The organism is Amycolatopsis rifamycinica (assembly GCF_000695625.1).
Classification (GTDB): domain Bacteria; phylum Actinomycetota; class Actinomycetes; order Mycobacteriales; family Pseudonocardiaceae; genus Amycolatopsis; species Amycolatopsis rifamycinica.
The window spans coordinates 32,306-49,436 of record NZ_JMQI01000064.1; the positions used below are offsets into that span (position 1 = coordinate 32,306).

The 17,131-nt window shown below is 73.8% G+C and carries 14 protein-coding genes; 8 read left to right on the top strand and 6 right to left on the bottom strand.

All coding sequences use genetic code 11. The features are described 5' to 3' along the window. The first annotated feature begins 15 nt into the window (after window positions 1-15). The 3 genes from purN (at window position 16) to DV20_RS30340 (ending at window position 3,095) form a co-directional block, all read left to right on the top strand. Window positions 16-633 (top strand): phosphoribosylglycinamide formyltransferase, encoded by a 618-nt coding sequence (gene purN / locus DV20_RS30330; RefSeq protein ID WP_043786341.1) that lies wholly within the window; start codon window positions 16-18, stop codon window positions 631-633. Continuing rightward, on the top strand, window positions 623-2,191 hold the full coding sequence (purH, locus tag DV20_RS30335) for a bifunctional phosphoribosylaminoimidazolecarboxamide formyltransferase/IMP cyclohydrolase (RefSeq protein ID WP_043786343.1): 1,569 nt from the start codon (window positions 623-625) through the stop codon (window positions 2,189-2,191). The genes purN and purH overlap by 11 nt, the downstream gene beginning before the upstream one ends. Before the next feature lie 130 nt (window positions 2,192-2,321). Further along, window positions 2,322-3,095: a hypothetical protein gene (locus DV20_RS30340; RefSeq protein WP_043786346.1), complete on the top strand. Its 774-nt coding sequence runs from the start codon at window positions 2,322-2,324 to the stop codon at window positions 3,093-3,095. Here DV20_RS30340 and DV20_RS30345 read toward each other — a convergent pair. Further along, window positions 3,092-3,823: a hypothetical protein gene (locus DV20_RS30345; RefSeq protein WP_051736209.1), complete on the bottom strand. Its 732-nt coding sequence runs from the start codon at window positions 3,821-3,823 to the stop codon at window positions 3,092-3,094. The genes DV20_RS30340 and DV20_RS30345 overlap by 4 nt on opposite strands. Window positions 3,824-3,867: 44 nt before the next feature. Then, window positions 3,868-4,356: a GNAT family N-acetyltransferase gene (locus tag DV20_RS30350; RefSeq protein WP_043786348.1), complete on the bottom strand. Its 489-nt coding sequence runs from the start codon at window positions 4,354-4,356 to the stop codon at window positions 3,868-3,870. A gap of 344 nt (window positions 4,357-4,700) precedes the next feature. Here DV20_RS30350 and DV20_RS30355 point away from each other — a divergent pair, with 344 nt between their 5' ends. From DV20_RS30355 to DV20_RS30370, 4 genes are all read left to right on the top strand, one after another. Next, window positions 4,701-5,396, top strand: a complete 696-nt coding sequence (locus DV20_RS30355) for a hypothetical protein (RefSeq protein WP_043786350.1) — start codon at window positions 4,701-4,703, stop codon at window positions 5,394-5,396. A gap of 268 nt (window positions 5,397-5,664) precedes the next feature. Then, entirely contained in the window at window positions 5,665-7,272 is a 1,608-nt protein-coding gene (locus DV20_RS30360; RefSeq protein ID WP_456356076.1) for a DNA polymerase Y family protein, read from the top strand. Between the two features lie 2 nt (window positions 7,273-7,274). Further along, on the top strand, window positions 7,275-7,928 hold the full coding sequence (locus DV20_RS30365) for a hypothetical protein (RefSeq protein ID WP_043786354.1): 654 nt from the start codon (window positions 7,275-7,277) through the stop codon (window positions 7,926-7,928). After that, a complete protein-coding gene (locus tag DV20_RS30370) occupies window positions 7,929-11,234 on the top strand; it encodes an error-prone DNA polymerase (RefSeq protein ID WP_043786355.1) in 3,306 nt (1,101 codons plus the stop codon). Here DV20_RS30370 and DV20_RS30375 read toward each other — a convergent pair. From DV20_RS30375 to DV20_RS30385, 3 genes are read right to left on the bottom strand one after another with little or no spacing between them, the layout of a single operon-like run. Beyond that, window positions 11,206-11,955, bottom strand: a complete 750-nt coding sequence (locus DV20_RS30375) for a class I SAM-dependent methyltransferase (RefSeq protein WP_043786567.1) — start codon at window positions 11,953-11,955, stop codon at window positions 11,206-11,208. The genes DV20_RS30370 and DV20_RS30375 overlap by 29 nt on opposite strands. A 31-nt stretch (window positions 11,956-11,986) precedes the next feature. Beyond that, window positions 11,987-12,415: an acyl-CoA thioesterase gene (locus DV20_RS30380; protein ID WP_043786568.1), complete on the bottom strand. Its 429-nt coding sequence runs from the start codon at window positions 12,413-12,415 to the stop codon at window positions 11,987-11,989. Then, complete coding sequence (locus DV20_RS30385; RefSeq protein ID WP_063607838.1) at window positions 12,384-13,193, bottom strand: helix-turn-helix domain-containing protein; 810 nt, start codon at window positions 13,191-13,193, stop codon at window positions 12,384-12,386. The genes DV20_RS30380 and DV20_RS30385 overlap by 32 nt, the downstream gene beginning before the upstream one ends. A gap of 98 nt (window positions 13,194-13,291) precedes the next feature. On the opposite strand from DV20_RS30385, the gene DV20_RS30390 reads away from it, so the two are divergent. After that, a complete protein-coding gene (locus DV20_RS30390) occupies window positions 13,292-13,879 on the top strand; it encodes a pentapeptide repeat-containing protein (RefSeq protein ID WP_043786356.1) in 588 nt (195 codons plus the stop codon). A gap of 45 nt (window positions 13,880-13,924) precedes the next feature. Here the strand turns inward: DV20_RS30390 and DV20_RS30395 are convergent, their stop codons facing one another. Next, window positions 13,925-17,068, bottom strand: a complete 3,144-nt coding sequence (locus tag DV20_RS30395; protein ID WP_043786357.1) for a glycohydrolase toxin TNT-related protein — start codon at window positions 17,066-17,068, stop codon at window positions 13,925-13,927. Window positions 17,069-17,131: the final 63 nt, after the last annotated feature.

The following is a 17,131-nucleotide window of genomic DNA, read 5'->3' on the forward strand; positions in this document are numbered from 1 at the left end:
GCTCTGTCTCAACGGTTGGAGCTGCCCACTCCGGTGAAGCTCGTCGTGCTCGCGTCGGGCTCCGGCACCCTCCTGCAGGCGGTGCTGGACGCCACCGGGCGGTCCGGTTTCCCGGCCAAGGTCGTCGCCGTCGGCGCCGACCGCACCGGCATCGAGGCCCTGACCCGGGCGGAGCGGCTGAGCATCCCGTCGTTCACCGTCCGCGTCGCCGACCACCCCGACCGTGCCGCGTGGGACAAGGCGCTGACCGAGGCCGTCGCGGCGTACCGCCCCGACCTGGTCGTCTCGGCGGGGTTCATGAAGATCCTCGGGAGTGACTTCCTCGGCCGCTTCACGGTGATCAACACGCACCCCGCGCTGCTCCCGTCCTTCCCCGGGATGCACGCGGTCCGCGACGCGCTCGAGGCCGGCGTCAAGGTCACCGGCTCGACCGTGCACTTCGCGGACGCCGGGGTCGACACCGGGCCGATCATCGCCCAGGAGGCGGTCGTCGTGGAGAGCGACGACGACGAAGACGTCCTGCACGAACGGATCAAGGCCGTCGAACGCAGGCTGCTGGTGGAAACGATCGAGCGACTCGGCCGCGGTGGCTGCACCGTGGACGGACGAAAGGTGACATTTCGTGAGCACTGACCTGGGACGGCGCCCGGTCCGCCGGGCGCTGATCGGCGTCTCGGACAAGGCGGGCCTCCTGGACCTCGCGACCGGCCTGCACGCGGCCGGCGTCGAGATCGTCTCCACCGGCGGAACGGCGAAGGCCATCGCCGACGCCGGGGTCCCGGTCACGCCGGTCGAGCAGGTCACCGGTTTCCCCGAGTCGCTGGACGGCCGGGTGAAGACGCTGCACCCGAACGTGCACGCCGGGCTGCTGGCCGACCAGCACAACCCCGACCACGTCGAGCAGCTGCGCAAGCTGGACATCGCGGCGTTCGACCTGCTGGTCGTGAACCTGTACCCGTTCGCGCAGACCGTCGCCTCCGGCGCGAGCCCCGAGGACTGCGTCGAGAACATCGACATCGGCGGCCCGGCCATGGTCCGCGCGGCGGCGAAGAACCACGGCAGCGTCGCGGTCGTCGTCGACCCGGCCCGCTACGGCTGGGTGCTCGAGCGCGTCACCGACGGCGGCTTCGACTTCGAAGACCGCAAGCGGCTCGCGGCCCGGGCGTACGCGCACACGGCGGCGTACGACACGGCTGTCGCTTCGTGGTTCGCCAGCGCGTACGCCCCCGACGAGAACACTGTCGACGCCGGCTTCCCGGACTTCCTCGGCGCCACCTGGGAACGCGCCGAAGTCCTGCGCTACGGCGAGAACCCGCACCAGAAGGCCGCGCTGTACAAGAGCGAGCGGCCCGGCCTGGCGCACGCCGAGCAGCTGCACGGCAAGGCCATGTCGTACAACAACTACGTCGACACCGACGCCGCGCGCCGCGCCGCGTACGACTTCGCCGAGCCCGCCGTCGCGATCATCAAGCACGCCAACCCGTGCGGTCTCGCGGTCGGCGTCGACGTCGCCGAAGCGCACCGCAAGGCGCACGCGTGCGACCCGGTTTCGGCCTACGGCGGCGTCATCGCGACGAACCGGCCGGTCAGCCGCGAGGCCGCCGAGCAGATCGCCGAGGTCTTCACCGAGGTCGTGCTGGCGCCGGACTTCGACGCCGAAGCCCTGGAAATCCTGCAGCGCAAGAAGAACATCCGCCTGCTGAAGCTGCCCGCGGCCCCGGCGTCGCCGGTCGAGTTCCGCCCGATTTCCGGCGGCGTCCTGCTGCAGACGGCCGACGCGATCGACGCCTCCGGCGACGACCCCGCCAACTGGAAGCTGGCCACCGGCGCCCCGGCCGACGAGCAGACCCTGCGCGACCTCGAGTTCGCGTGGCGCTCGCTGCGCGCGGTCAAGTCCAACGCCATCCTGCTGGCCAGCGGCGGCGCGACCGTCGGCGTCGGCATGGGCCAGGTCAACCGCGTCGACTCGTCGCGGCTGGCGGTCTCGCGGGCGGGCGACCGGGCCAAGGGCGCGGTCGGCGCGTCGGACGCGTTCTTCCCGTTCCCGGACGGCCTGGAAGTGCTGGCCGAGGCGGGCGTGCGCGCGATCGTGCAGCCCGGCGGCTCGGTCCACGACCCCGAGGTCATCGCGGCCGCGGAGAAGGCGGGCGTCACCATGTACCTGACGGGGACGCGCCACTTCGCGCACTGACCGATCTGTGACATCCGGGGCGAAGCCCCGGGTGTCACTGACCGCTTTCGGGGGCTCCGGGTGGCGGAGCCCCCGGCCCTGGGGCGAAGCCCCGGATGTCACAGACCCGCGCTTCGAGAGGGAGGGCTCGATGCAGCAACCGCCGTACGGCCAAGGTCAGCAGGGGTACCCGGGCTACCCGCAGCAGCAGCCCGGGTACCCGCCGCCGCAGCCGGGATATCCGCAGCAGCAGGGCTATCCGCCCGGGTACCCGCCGCCCGGCTACCCGCCCGCGGGGTACGGCGCGCCGGTGCCGCCGCCGAAGAAGAAGCGGACCGGGCTGATCCTCGGCATCATCGGCGGCGTCGCCGTGCTGCTCGGCGCGGGCATCCCGCTGGGCATCATCGCCAGCGACTACTTCGCGAGCACCGGCGCGGCCCCGTCGTCGTCGCCGGTGCCCGCCGAGTGCCGGGTGCCCGCGCCGGTGCTGGAGAAGGCGGGTTTCCCGAGCTTCGTCCTGGGCGGCCAAGGCGACCAGAACCTGCCGGGCATCAAGCAGCAGGGCTGCAGCTGGAAGCCGGGACCGGACGAGAACGTCCGCGACGCCACCATGCACGTCCAGATCACCCGGTACTCCGGGCAGAGTGCGCGCGAGCAGGCGAACGACCTGTTCACGCCGAAGGCGCCGCCCCTCCCGCCGACGGAGGTGCGCGGCATCGGGGACAAAGCCCTCCTGGTCCGGCTGGCCACGCAGAGCGCGTTCAGCGGGTCCGAGCTGCACGTCCTGAAGGGCACGACCGTCGTCGTCCTCGAGGTGACCGGCTGGGACAAGGGGTTCTTCTCGAACTCGCCGATGCCGCAGGAGGAGACCGACGCCGCCGTGCAGGCGGTCGGCGCCGAGATCGTCAAGAACCTGGCGCGTTAAGCGGGCGCGCGCAGCGCCTTGCAGAGCGCGACCGGGAACTTCGGCTCGGCCGCCAGGATTTCCGCGCAGCCGCCGGACCGGGTCCGCGCGAACGACGTCCAGCCCGCGTCGCTCCAGCGGAAAGCCGTGCGGGACGGCGACCCGGCCTGGTGCTCCAGGAAGTCGGCGACCAGCCAGGCGGGGTCGCACGCGCGGGTCGTGCCCGGGCTGTCGGCGCCGGCGGCGGACACCGCGGCGCCGATCCACGCGGGGTCGCAGTGGTCGGCGGGCGCGGCGCAGCTTCCCCGGCGGTCGCAGCGGCCCCAGCCGGCGCCGAGCTTGTGCCAGGCGTTCCCGGTGTCGGCGTTGAACGTGACCGTGCGGTCCGCGATCGGGTCCGCCGTCGTCAGCCGCAGCTCGGCGGGAACCTTGTCCTGGCAGCCGCCCGCCGCGGGCCGGGTCGAGTAGACGACGTCGGCGCGGATGTCGGTCTTGGCCTCCACGACCTGCTCGATCCGCGGCTCCTGTACGCAGCCGGGATCCTTGCCGGGCAGCGAGACCTGCACGACGAGGCTGTGGTCGTCCGAGCCGGGGCGGATGCCGGTGACGTCGGCGCGGAAGGAGCGCCACTCCGCGCCGATGGTCGTCGGCGCGGGGGCCGCGGCCGTGGCGCCGGGCACCCCGCAGGCCGCCGCGGCCACGAGCACGCCGGCGACCGCCAGGATCGGCCGTCTTCGCGATCCGGTCATCGCCACCCCCCAAGTCCACCGGCAATCTAGCCGACGCCGCAGCGTCAGGCGGCCGGACCGGGTTTTTCGCGGAGGGTGACGTCCTTCTCGAGGTAAACCGCGCCGAGGATGTGGCCGGACGCGGGCGGCGCGTCGGTGAGCCGGTAGCCGGCCCGCTGGTAGAGGGCGATGTTGCGGGCGCTGCGCGCGCCGGTGAAGAGGGCGAACCGGCGGGCTTCGGCGGGCGCGTGCGCCTCGGCGTGGGCGAGCAGCCGACGGCCCCATCCGCGCCCGGCGAGGTCCGGCGCGACCATCAACCTGCCGATCTCCCAGCGGTTCCCGTCGAGGCGGGCGCGCACGGCGCCGACCAGCCGGTGGTCCTGCCGCAGCACCCACACCGACCACGTCTTCGCCCAGTCGCGCACCTCGTCGAGGGTTTCGTGCAGGGCGGGGATGTCGAGGGTGTCGTTGAGGACGGCTTCCTGGACCCAGCAGCAGCGTTGCAGGACCAGCAGTTCCGGGACGTCTTCGGGGCGGGCGTCGGTGGGCTCCACGCCGCCTGTCTAGTGACCGGCCGGGGCGCGGGCAACTTCATTACCGTGGCGGCGCCGCCACGGCCGGGGAGCTGAAACGACGGGTGGCTCGAGACGTTCCTGGCCCCTCGACGACGAACTCGGGCGGATCGCTGGGGACGCCGTCGCACGCTCGGCTTTCCAGGCCGCGTTCCCCACTAGTGGGTGACTTGACACCTCGGGGGGTTCGCGGTTGACTGGTTCTAGGTCGAACACCTGTTCGACCTAGAACCGCCGCCTTCCCCGCGGCGGACCAGTGCCGTCGGTCGCGTTTTTTGGGAGAGGCTCGGCCGCCGGCCCCAGTCCGTGGTGGGGAGGTGCGTGCGGTGACTGCTGTGGTGGAGCCGCCGGTGGCCCGGCTGGCGGCCCTGCCCGGGGTCAGCACGGCGAGCCGCGTGGCGGCCCAGGCCGAGCGGGCCAGGGCGACGGGAAGGGTGCTCCCGGTCGCCCTGGCGCTGGCCGGGCTGCTGCCCGGCGCCGGGCTCCGGCGCGGGAGCACGGTGGCGGTCCACGGGGGCACGTCGTTGCTGCTCGCCCTCCTCGCCGCGGCCACGGCCTCGGGCTCGTGGGCCGCGGTGGTCGGCATGCCGTCTCTGGGCGTCGCGGCGGCGGCCGAGTACGGCGTCGACGTCACCCGCCTGGCGTTGGTCCCGTACCCGGGCGTGGAGCTCCCGGCGGTGGTCGCCGCCCTGCTCGACGGCGTCGACCTGGTGGCGGTCCAGCCGGAAACCCTCCAGCCGGCCGTGGCCCGGCGGCTGTCGGCCCGCGCCCGGCACCGAGGCGCGGTACTGCTGGCGTCCGGCGCGTGGCCCGGGGCGGACGTGGAGCTGTCGTGCCGCCGCGAGCCGTGGTCGGGCCCGTCCGAGGGGTACGGCCACCTCAGGTCCCGCCGGGTCCAGGTCCGAGCCTCCGGCCGCGGCGCGGCGGCCCGCCCCCTCACGGCCGAGGTCCACCTCCCGGCTGCGGACGGCGGGGTCACCCAGGCCCACCCGGCCCCCTCGCTCCGCGAGGCCACCGCATGACCCCACACCACCTCCCCATCCCCGCAACCGGCCACCCCACTCCCACAAGCCCCACCCCCTTAAGCCCCGCCCCCACCCCGGCGAGTTCCGCCCCCAACCACGCGTGTCGTCCATCCAGGTACGCGTGTCGTCCGGCGGGGTGCGTGTGTCGTCCGTCGGCGTGCGCGTGTCGTCCGTTCGCGCGCGCCGGCGGGCTTCCCGGCGCCGCGAGCCGACCACCGCTCCATCACCTCCGCGCGCGTCGGGGCGGCTTTGTCCGGGAGGCCGAATGACCGTCCCCGCTCAACGTGGGGCGCCTGATGCCCCCGCCCGGATGCTCGTCCTGTGGTGCCCGGACTGGCCCGCCGTCGCCGCCGCGGCCGTCCATGGTGTTGCCGCCGATCTGCCTGTGGGCGTCTTCACCGCCAACCGGGTCGTTGCCTGCAACGCCGTCGCGCGGCGGAATGGCGTCCGGCGGGGGATGCGGCGGCGGGATGCCCAGTCGACCTGTCCGGACCTGGGCGTCTTCCCGGCCGACGACGGGCGGGACGCGCGGATGTTCGAAGCTGTCGCGCGGGCGGTCGAGGGGCTCGTCGTCGGGGTCGAGGTCGTGCGGCCCGGGCTGGTCGCCGTGCCCGTCGAGGGTGCTGCCGGGTACTTCGGCGGGGAACACGCGCTCGTCGAACGGCTTCTCGACGAGGTCTCCGCCGCGGCCGGGGTCGAGTGTCAGGTCGGCGTCGCCGATGGGCTCTTCGCCGCGACGCTCGCCGCTCGGTGCGGGGAGTTCGTCGCTGCCGGGCGGGCTGCCGACTTCCTCGCGACGCTGCCGATCACCGAGCTCGACCAGCCCGGTGCCGACCGCGCGGAGCTGGTCGATCTGCTGCGCCGCCTCGGGCTGAAGACGCTCGGTGCGTTCGCGGCCCTGCCCGAACGCGACGTCGCCAACCGCTTCGGTGCCGCCGGCCTGCTCGCCCACCGGCTGGCTCGCGGCCGCTCGGAACGGCCGCCGCTGCGCCGGCGGCCGCCCCCCGAACTGACCCTTGCCGAGGAGTTCGATCCCGTCGTCGAGCGGATCGACGTCGCGGCTTTCCTCGCCAAGGGCCTCGCGACGCGGTTCTGCGCGGGACTCGCCGGGCACGGTCTGGCCTGCACGCGGCTCGGCATCTACGCCGTCACCGAAGAAGGGGAGCACCTCGGCCGGGCGTGGCGGTGCGCCGAACCGCTGACCCCGGCCGGCGTCGCCGATCGCGTGCGCTGGCAGTTCGAGGGCTGGCTGCGTGCCGCGCCCGGGCTGCGTCCGACGTCCGGTGTCGTGCGGCTGCGGCTGGAACCCGAGGAGGTGGTCGAAGGCCGGTCGCTGCAGCTCGATCTCTGGCGCGACGGCGGCTCCGACGAGGCCGACGAGCGCGCGGCCCGCGCGTTCGTGCGGATCCAGGGCCTGCTCGGGCCCGACGGCGTGCTCACCCCGGTCCTCGACGGCGGCCGCGACCCCGCGGGCCGGGTCCGGCTGGTGCCCTGGGGCGACCCGCGCGAGCGGACGACGCCGCCGGACGCGACCTGGCCGGGACGCCTGCCGGCCCCCTCCCCGGCGACCGTCCTCGCCCGGCCGGTCCCGGCGCAGGTTTTCGACGACGGCGGCCGCGCCGTCGGGATCACCGCCCGCGACCAGGTGACGTCGCCGCCGCGGCGGCTCAGCATCGCCGGCGGCGCGGGGCGGGAGGTCGTGGGCTGGGCGGGCCCGTGGCCCCTGGCAGGCGACCGACGGCGACCGGGCCCGAGACGGGCGCGGTTGCAGCTGGTGCTCGCCGGCGAGGGTGACGAGCCGCCCGAAGCGGTGCTGGTGCACTGCGCGGGCACGGAAAATCCACTGTGGACGGTCGAGGGAGTGTACGACTGAGCATGGACGAGGACTACGCACGAAAACTGCGCAACTGGCTGCGAGCCGAGCCCGAGGCGACGCCCCGGGAGGCATCGGAGGAGCGCCAGTGGCTGCGCGAGCTCCCCGAGCCCGCGGCGGACGAACAGGCCGACAGGTGGACGGTCAGCGGACAGCTCCCGCAGACCCCCGCCGACGACGCCTGGGTCTGCCCGGTGATCACGCTCCCGGTCCCGCGCTCCTCACGGGAGAACGGGTGCCGCATCAGCGGGATCGAGCTCCGCTGGAGCCCTCCGGCGGCCGGGACAGCGCCGACGAGCCACCCGACCGGCGCCGAGACCGGCCGGAGCCCTTCGGCGAACGCCGACGGCATGAGCGATGCCGAGGCGCGCTCCCGCTGGAACCACCCGACGAACGTCAACCGCCGCACCGGAGCGGCAGGACCCAGGCACGCCGCCGACCTGGACCGCCGCAACGGAGCAGAACCCGGCCACGCCGCGAACCCGGACCGCCGCACCGAGGCGACGGGACCCAGCCACGCCGCGAACCCGGACCCGCGCACCCCAGACCCGGCCCCCATGACCGAAGCCGAGGCCCGCAGCCGCTGGAACCACCCCACCAACTGGCACCGCCGCCGCCGGGCTGCCGATGACCGTCGTGACCTCGGAGGCCGGTGAATGGGCTGGAACAACCCACCCGTCCGCTGGAAGGACCTCGCCCGCACCCTCTCCGGCGGGCTCCCGCCCGGCGACCACGGTGACAGCCCCGCCTGGGGACGTCGCCGCGACGGCTATCGCCGGCCCGGCGACCTGCCCGCCCGCCGCAACGACGATGGCGGCGAGACCGTCCGGGTTCCCTACGCCGAGCTGCACTGCCACTCCAACTTCAGCTTCCTCGACGGTGCCAGCCACCCCGAAGAACTCGTCGAGGAGGCCGCCCGCCTCGAACTCGACGCCATCGCCCTCACCGATCACGACGGCATGTACGGCGTCGTGCGGTTCGCCGAGGCCGCGCGGGAACTCGGCGTCGACACCGTCTTCGGCACCGAGCTCAGCTTCGGCCTCCACAGCCCGCAGAACGGCGTTCCCGACCCGGAAGGCGAGCACCTCCTCCTGCTCGCCCGCGGCGACCAGGGCTACCGGGCCCTCTGCCGCGCCATCACCGCGGGCCAGATCCACCACCAGGCCGAAAAGGGACGGCCCGTCTACGATCTCGGCGCGGTCGCCGAGGAGGTCGCCGGGCAGTGCGTGGTGCTGACCGGCTGCCGCAAAGGCGCGGTGCGCTCGGCCCTCGTCACGCACGGGCCGGCGGCCGCCGCGGAGAAGCTCGAGGAACTGGTCGACCGCTTCGGCCACGACAACGTCTACGTCGAGCTCACCGACCACCGCCAGCCACTCGACAGCACCCACAACGACCTCCTGACGCAGCTCGCCGGCGAGCTCGGCCTGCCGACCGTCGCCACCACCGCCGCCCACTACGCGCGGCCCGAACGCGCTCCGCTCGCCGACGCGCTCGCCGCGATCCGGGCGCGGCGGGGGATCGACGAGCTCGAGGGCTGGCTGCCCGCCGCCGGGACGGCCTTTCTCCGCAGCGGCGCCGAAATGGACGTCCTGTTCCGGCGGTACCCCGGTGCGGTCCGGCGCTCCGCCCTGCTCGGCATGGAATGCGCGTTCCCGCTGAACCTGATCGCCCCCGAGCTGCCGCCCTTCGACGTTCCCGAGGGATACACCGAGACGACCTACCTGCGGAAGCTCACCGCGGAAGGCGCCGAAGAACGCTTCACCGGCAAACCGCACGAAGAAAAGGCCAAGGCGCAGATCAAGCACGAGCTCGCCATCATCGAAGAGCTCGGCTTCCCCGGCTACTTCCTCATCGTCTGGGACATCGTGCGGTTCTGCCGCGAGAACGACATCCTGTGCCAGGGCCGCGGCTCGGCCGCGAACTCCGCCGTCTGCTACGCGCTCGGCATCACCAAGGTCGACTCCGTCGCCTACGAGCTGCTCTTCGAACGCTTCCTCGCCCCGGACCGGGACGGCTACCCCGACATCGACCTCGACATCGAGTCCGACCGCCGCGAGGAGGCCATCCAGTACGTCTTCCGGAAACACGGCCGCCTCAGGACAGCGCAGGTCGCGAACGTGATCACCTACCGCGCCCGGTCGGCCGTCCGCGACGCCGCCCGGGCGCTGGGTTACTCGCCGGGCCAGCAGGACGCCTGGAGCAAGCAGATCGACCGCTGGGGCTCGTTGCAGAGCACCGAAAAGGACCACGACCACGACATCCCGGACGAGGTCGTCCAACTCGCCTTCGCGCTCGAGGACTTCCCGAGGCACCTGGGCATCCACTCCGGCGGCATGGTCATGTGCGCCGAGCCGGTGAGCCAGGTCGTCCCGGTCGAGTGGGCGCGGATGGCCGACCGCAGCGTCATCCAGTGGGAAAAGGAGGACTGCGCCGCCGCCGGGCTGGTCAAGTTCGACCTGCTCGGCCTGGGCATGCTGTCCGCGCTGCACTACATGATCGACCTCGTCGCGGAGTACAAGGGCGAGCGGGTCGACCTCGCCGAGCTGGACCTCGCCGACGAAAAGATCTACGACATGCTGTGCCGCGCCGACGCGATCGGCGTCTTCCAGGTGGAGAGCCGCGCCCAGCTGGCCACCCTGCCGCGGCTGCAGCCACGCGAGTTCTACGACCTCGCCGTCGAGGTCGCGCTGATCCGGCCCGGCCCGATCCAGGGCGGCTCGGTGCACCCGTACATCCGCCGCAAGCAGGGCCGCGAGAAGTGGACCTACGACCACCCGCTGCTGGAAAAGGCGCTGCACAAGACCAAGGGCGTGCCGCTGTTCCAGGAACAGATGATGCAGATCGCGCTGGACGTCGCGAACTTCACCGCGGCGGAGGCCGACCAGCTGCGGCACGCGATGGGCTCGAAGCGGTCCGACCGGAAGATGGAACGGCTGCGGCGGCGGTTCCTCGAGGGCGCCACCGCGAACGGCGTCGAAGACGAGCTCGCGGAGAAGATCTTCTCGAAGCTCAAGGCGTTCGCGAACTTCGGCTTCCCGGAAAGCCACGCGCTGAGCTTCGCGCACCTGGTCTTTTCGAGTGCCTACTTCAAGTTCTACCACCCGGACGCGTTCCTGGCGGGCCTGCTGCGCGCGCAGCCGATGGGGTTCTACGCACCGCAGTCGCTGGTCGCCGACGCGCGGCGCCACGGCGTCACCGTGCACGGCCCGGACATCAACCGCAGCCTGCCGCACGCCACCCTGGAGGCGGGCACCGGGAAGTTCCACGACGTGCGCACCGGGCTGAGCACTGTGCGCAAGGTCGGCGAAGACCTCGCGAAGCGGATCGTGGCCGAGCGGACGGAAAACGGCGAGTACCGCGACATGGCCGACGTCGCCCGCCGCGTGCGGCTGACCACGCCGCAGATCGAGGCGCTGGCCACGGCGGGCGCGTTCGCCGGCTTCGGCGGGGATCGCCGCCAGGCGCTGTGGACCGCGGGCGCCGTCGCCGGGGAACGCCCGGGAAAGCTGCCCGGCCTGGTCGGCGCGCCGGCGCCGGTGCTGCCCGGGATGGACGGGCTCGACGTCGCGGCGGCCGACGTCTGGGCCACCGGCGTGTCGCCGGACAGCTACCCGACCCAGTTCATCCGCGACCGCCTCGACGAACTCGGCGTCGTCCCGGCGAGCGGACTGGCCGGTCTCGACGACGGCGCGCGCGTGCTGGTCGGCGGCGCGGTCACGCACCGGCAGCGCCCCGCGACCGCGGGCGGCGTCACCTTCCTCAACATCGAGGACGAAACGGGGATGGTCAACGTGATCTGCACGCTCGGCCTCTGGCAGCGCTACCACCGCGTCGCGCGCGGCAGCCCGGCGCTGCTGATCCGCGGCGTGGTGGAGAAGGCCGACGACGTGGTCAGCGTGCTCGCCCATCGCGTCGAGCCGCTGCCGATGCGCATCAAGGCGAAGTCGCGGGACTTCCGGTGAGGGGGCGCCGGGCGAGGGTGATGATCTCCGGGCTGCTGCCCGTCACCGGCGAACGGTCCCAGTAGCCGTACTGCTCGTCGACGACGAGCCCGGCTTCTTCGACGAACGCGGTCAACGCGGGGACGTCGAGGAAGCGCAACGTGCTTTCGCTGTACCTCGGCGCGTCCCAGCTCGGGCTTTCGTAGGTCGTCGTGAAGCTGACGAAGCCGTTCTCGAACGGCCCGGCGTCGTTCCACGAGCGGACGTCCCCGGCCTCCCAGACGTTCGCCGGTGTCCAGCGCTCCCAGCCGCGGGCGGCCGGGTTGCGCGTCTCGAAGCCGAACCGGCCGCCGGGCTTCAGCGCGCGGTGGATCGCCGAGAACGCCGTGCGCAGTTCGTCGTCGGTCAGCAGCACCTGGAACGCGTGCCCGCTCATCACCGCGAAGTCGAACTCGGCGTCCCAGGACGCGGTCGACAAATCGCCGTGGACCCACTCGATGTCGCTCCGGCGGCGGGCCTGGACGAGCATGCCCTCGGCGGGATCGAGGCCGACGAGCCGTCCGGTGTGGCCGGACTCGCGCGCCCAGTGCAGCAGCGAGCCGGTCCCGCAGCCGACGTCCAGCACCGACTCCGCGGCCATGATCATCGGCAGGTAGAACTCGTAGTCGCCGCCGCTGTCCCGCGGGTTCAGGGCGTCGTACAGCGCGGCGAGATCGACGTCGGCGTAGTGCTCGTCGGGCATGTGGTCACGGTAGTGATTGACACCGGGGATCTCATCCGGTTTTCGGGTCCAGGCCGAGGAGTTCGGGACGCGTGGCCAGCTCGCGCCAGTACTCGCCGGGGCCGGGCAGCAGCCGCCGCCGGTCGAGGTCCAGCAGACCCGACACCGACGACACCGTGGCGACGAGCGTCCCGTCCGGGGCGTGGAACTCCTGCCGGACCCGCGAGGTTTTGCCGTCGCCGTAGGAGAATTCGCAGCTGACCGTGACCTCGCTGCCCGGGACGAGCTCGCGGTGGAACCGCACGGTCGTCTCCAGGTTGACCGGGCCGATCCGGCGCGCGGCCAGCTCGGCCGGGTCGATGCCGGCTTCCCGGACGCACACCCAGCGCGCGTGGTCGGCGTAGGCGAGGTAGGCCGGGCCGCGGACGTGGCCGTTGGTGTCGAGGTCGTCAGCGCGCACCGCGATGGTGACTCGGAACATGGGCACGATCGTGGCGTGCGGGCGGCGCGGCTGTCTGGAACTTTTCGGCCACCCGCACGAGCGCGGCGGGGGAGGAGCCGGAGAGCCGGCGGCACTCACGGCCGAGGTGGGACTGGTCGGCGTACCCGAGTCCGGCGGCGACGACGGCCAACGAGGCCTGCCCGGCCGCGAGGGGCTCGAGCAGGCGCAGGAACCGCTGGAACCGGTGGACGCGGTGCAGCTGCTTCGGCCCGGCGCCGACGGCGTGGACGAAGTGCCGCCGCAACGCGCGTTCGCTGAGCCCCACGGCGACCCCGGACGTCCGCGCGGCCGTGCCGAGTGCGTGGACGGCGGCCAGCACCCGCCGGTCCGGTGCCCCGCCGCGGCGGGCGACGAGGGCTTCGAGAATCCCGCGCTGTGCCCGGGGATCGGCGGCCGCGAGCTGTTCCTCGGCGAGCCGGGCGGCGGCGCCCCAGAGGTCGCCCAGCCTCGTCACGGCGGGCAGTTCCGCCATCGAGCATCCGAGGACCGCGGCCGCGGCACCGCAGCGCAGCCGCACCCCGACGCGGGACGCCGACGCCGGGACCCACAGCCGCAGCGGAGCGCCGACGGTGACGACGACCGTGAGCGCGTCGCCGTCCCAGACGAGGTCCGCGCAGCCGTCGGGGAGGACACGCAGCGGCCGCGCCCAGCCGGTGCGCCCGTGCCAGCCGCAGGCGAGCACGTCCGCGAGGGCGGGGGGCGGTGCCACTTCGCGGTACACCGACCGCGCCGCCACCGGCCGCAGCGGAACTCCCATCGCCCCAGTATGCAGCGGCCTGCCCGGCTTCGTGCGGCTCCAGCGAGGAGACCCGGCGCCGCGCGAGGCCCTGGCCGCCGGTGTGACACCCTGGGGCCGTGCTGGAGACCGGGGAGGACTACCGCGAAGCGGTGTTGTCGGGGCAGTGGTGGGAAAAGCGGCGGTTCACCGGCTGCGACTTCACCGGCGCGGACCTGAGCGGGCTGCGGACGCGCGGCTGCACCTTCGACGACTGCGTGTTCAGCCGCGCCGACCTGTCGCGCTCCCGGCACGACGCGTCGGCGTTCCGCTCGTGCACCTTCGACCGCACCGTGCTCGCCGAAAGCCGCTGGACGGCGTGCTCGCTGCTGGGCACGTCGTTCACCGAAAGCGGGTTCGGCGGGATCGCGCTCACCGAATGCGATCTCTCCCTGGCGTCGCTGTCGAGGGCGAGGCTGCGCAAGCTCGGGCTCTCAGGCCTGCGGCTGCGGGAAGCCAACCTGATGGAAGCCGACCTCACCGGCGCCGACCTGCGTGGCAGCGATTTGACCGGTGCCCGGCTGCAGGGCGCGAAGCTCGAAGGCGCCGACCTGCGCGGCGCGCGGCTCGACGCGAACGCCCTGGTGCAGGCCGACCTGAGGGGCGCGGAGGTCGACGTCGAAACGGCGATCGCCTTCGCCGCCGCGCACGGTCTGATCGTCCGCTGAAACGTCGAAGGCCCCGGCAGCGCGCTGCCGGGGCCTTCGCGGCACTCAGTCGATCGGGGGTTCACCCGGGTCGAGCTCGATCAGGTCGCCCTCGGCCAGCAGTTCCTCGATCGACGCCGGCAGCAGGTACGCCGACCCGCCGCCCGGCTGGTTGAACCACGGGATCGCGACACCGGCCAGCGTCTCCAGGGGCCGCTGCACCCGGTAGACGTGGTACGGGCGGTTGACCCACTCCGGCACCAGCGACCGCTCGGCGAACGGCGTGCCCGCCGCGTACGTCAGGTTGCCGTTCGGGCCGCCGAAGCGGTCCAGCTCGCTGCCCGCGGGCAGCTCGCGCAGCTCCTTGCCGCGGAACAGCGTCAGCGGCGGCTCACCGGCCAGCGGGCCGATCGGCCACTGCTGCTGGCCACCGCCCCCGCCACCGTTGACGGCCGGGCGGGCCGGCTCCTCCCGGCGCGGCGGCACGGGCGGGGCGGCCGGACCGGGCGGCGGCACCGGCGGGGCACCCGGCGGCACCGGGGCCGCCAGGACGGTCGGTGCCGACGGCGGTTCGCGCCGGGGCGGCGGACCGGCCTGGGGTCCCGGCCCGGCGGGCACCGGCGCGGGCGGACGCGGGGGAGCCGGCGGCTCGTCGTCCTCGAGGTCGCCGAAGAGCTCTTCGGCGCTGGTGAAGGCCGTCTGCTCCTGCGGCGGCACCGGCTCGGGTTTGCGGACCGGGTACGAGCCGGTCGCGATCTCGGGCGACACCGTCGCGACGACCCGCTGCGGCGCCGGTTCCGGTTCGGGCTCGGGTTCGGGCTCCGGCGCGGGCGGCTCTTGGGGGGGCAGGTGGCCCTCCGGGTTGAGCAGCACCTTGCCGAGCATGAACGCGGCCGCGTCCTCGGCGTCGCCGAAGACCGCCGGGTTGCTGAGCTTGCCGTCGTACCAGCCGACGCGCCAGCCGCCATCGACCTCTTCGACGCTCCACCCGTGCTCGGCGGGTTCGCCCAGCTTGTAGCCGCTTTCGGGGACGTCGAGCTCGTCGAGCTTGGCCTGCAGGCCGGCGAGCACCGGGTGGTCCGGGGTCTCCCGGCGCAGCGCCCGGCGACCCGGACGCGGCGGCGAGGGCGGCTCCGCCTGGGCCACGGGCTGGGCGGACGGCGCCTCCGGCACCGGCAGCACGCCGGGCACCTCGGGCTGGGTGATCATGGTCGGCGGCCCGGGGTCGAACGCGGGCTGCTCACGCCGAGGCGGCTGGAACACGGGCTCGTCTTCGGCCCGGCCGGGCCGGCCCGGGGCCTGGAAGGCGTGCTCGTCCTCGTGCCGCGGCTGGAACGCCGCGTGCGACGGCTCATCGTCGCGGCGCGGCGGCTGGAAGGCGTGCTCGTCGTCGCGCTGCGGCGGCTGGCCGGGGGCTTGGTAGGCGTGTTCGTCGTCGTGTCGCGACGGTTGGCCGGGTGCCTGGTAGGCGTGTTCGTCCTCGTGCACCAGCGGTTGGCCGGGCGCTTGGAAGGCGTGCTGGTCGTCGCGCTGCGGCTGGCCGGGGGCCTGGTAGGCGTGCTGGTCGTCGCGCTGCGGCTGGCCAGGGGCCTGGAAGGCGTGCTGGTCATTGCGCTGCGGCTGGCCGGGTGCCTGGTACGCGTCCTGGTCGTCGTGTCGCGGTTGCCCCGGAGCGTGGAACGCGTGCTCGTCGTCGTGCACCGGCGGTTGGCCGGGCGCCTGGAAGGCGTGCTGGTCGTCGCGCTGCGGTTGGCCGGGTGCCTGGTAGGCGTGCTCGTCCTCGTGCCGCGGCTGGAACGCCGCGTGCGACGGCTCGTCGTCCGCCTGGCCGGTGTCGAAGGCGTGTCCCGCCTCGTCGTCGTGTCCGGCCGGGCCGGGGTCGAACGCCGCGTGTGACGGCTCCTCCTCGGCGGCCGCTGCGGGCTGGAACGGCTCGCCGTCGTGTGGCGGCTGCTGCTCCTGCCCGATCGGCTGGTCGGGGACGTACTCCGCGGTCTCCTCGAGGTCGGGCACCCGGCCCGGCTCCGGCGCCGAGCCGTTCGTCCCGGCCGCGTGCTCGGGCTGCTCGGCGTACCCCTCTTCGCCGTACTGGTGGTCTTCCTCGGCGAAGCGGTCGTCGAACTCTTGCTCGTCGTAGCCCTCTTCGGCGTACTCGTGCTCTTCGGCCGGAGCCTCCGGTCCGGCCGGGGCGTGCGCCGCGGGCGGTACCTCCACCGGCGCGGGCGGCTCCTGGTGCTGCGGCGGCGGCGCCACAGGCGGGGGCGCGACGGGCGGCGGGCCCGCGGGCACCTGCTGCTGCGGCGGCATCGGGGGCTGCGGCGCGCCCTGCGGGGGCGGACCCTGCGGCGGCGGCCCGGCCGGGCGCTGCTGCGGCGGCGGCTGGCTGCCCCGGGTCAGGTACGCGGCCGCGGCCTGCAGCGTCGGCTCGTCCACCGGCGGCAGCGTGAAGCCCACCTTGCGGACGTGCTCGACCAGGTCCGGTTCGGGCGAAACGCCGTACTTGTGGAGGTAGAAGTTGACGGCGGCGGGCCAGATCCACTGGCCGTCGCTGTGGAAGGCGACCGGGACGGTCGCTTCCGGCGTCGCGGCCAGCCGGTCGATGTCGTAGCCGCGCTCGGGCACCACCAGCGGCGCGTGCTCCAGGTACTCCAGCAGCCGGTCCTGCTCCTCGACCTCGAGGTCGGGGCGGTTGATCACCGGCCGGCCCGCCGGGCCGACGGTGTCGAAGATCCGGGCGATCCGGAAGTGCGGCCCCGGCTGCTCCGGGCCCAGCCCGGACATCCGCCGGATCAGCCACTCGGGCACGTTCTCCTCGGTGCGCGGGAACATCCGCAGCTCGTCGGAGTAGGCCTGCGGCGGCGGCGCGAGGTTCCACACCGGTTCGTCGCGGTTGTACTCGAGGTTGTAGCTGGACGGGTGATCGAGCTGGTAGCGCGCGTTGAACCACGTTCCGCGGCCGTCGCGGTACATGCCGCCGCGCAGCCTGCCGAACAGGGTCGCGATGTCGTGGGTGGCGAGCCATTCGTGCACCGTGCCGTCCTCGGTGACGATCTCGCCGGTCAGCTCGTGGTACCTGCCGACGGCTCGGTACTCCGCGGTGACCTTGCGCCAGTCGCGCGGGGCGGCACGCAGCAGGGCAAGTCCGATCTGCTTGACCAGGGTGTCCTGCTCGGTCGCGTTCAGCTGCGTCGTCGGTTGTGCCACCCGCACATTTTGACTGCTCGCGCGCGCGAGTGCACCCCGCATGTGGGTTTTGCCGCCCGGTCACCCGGT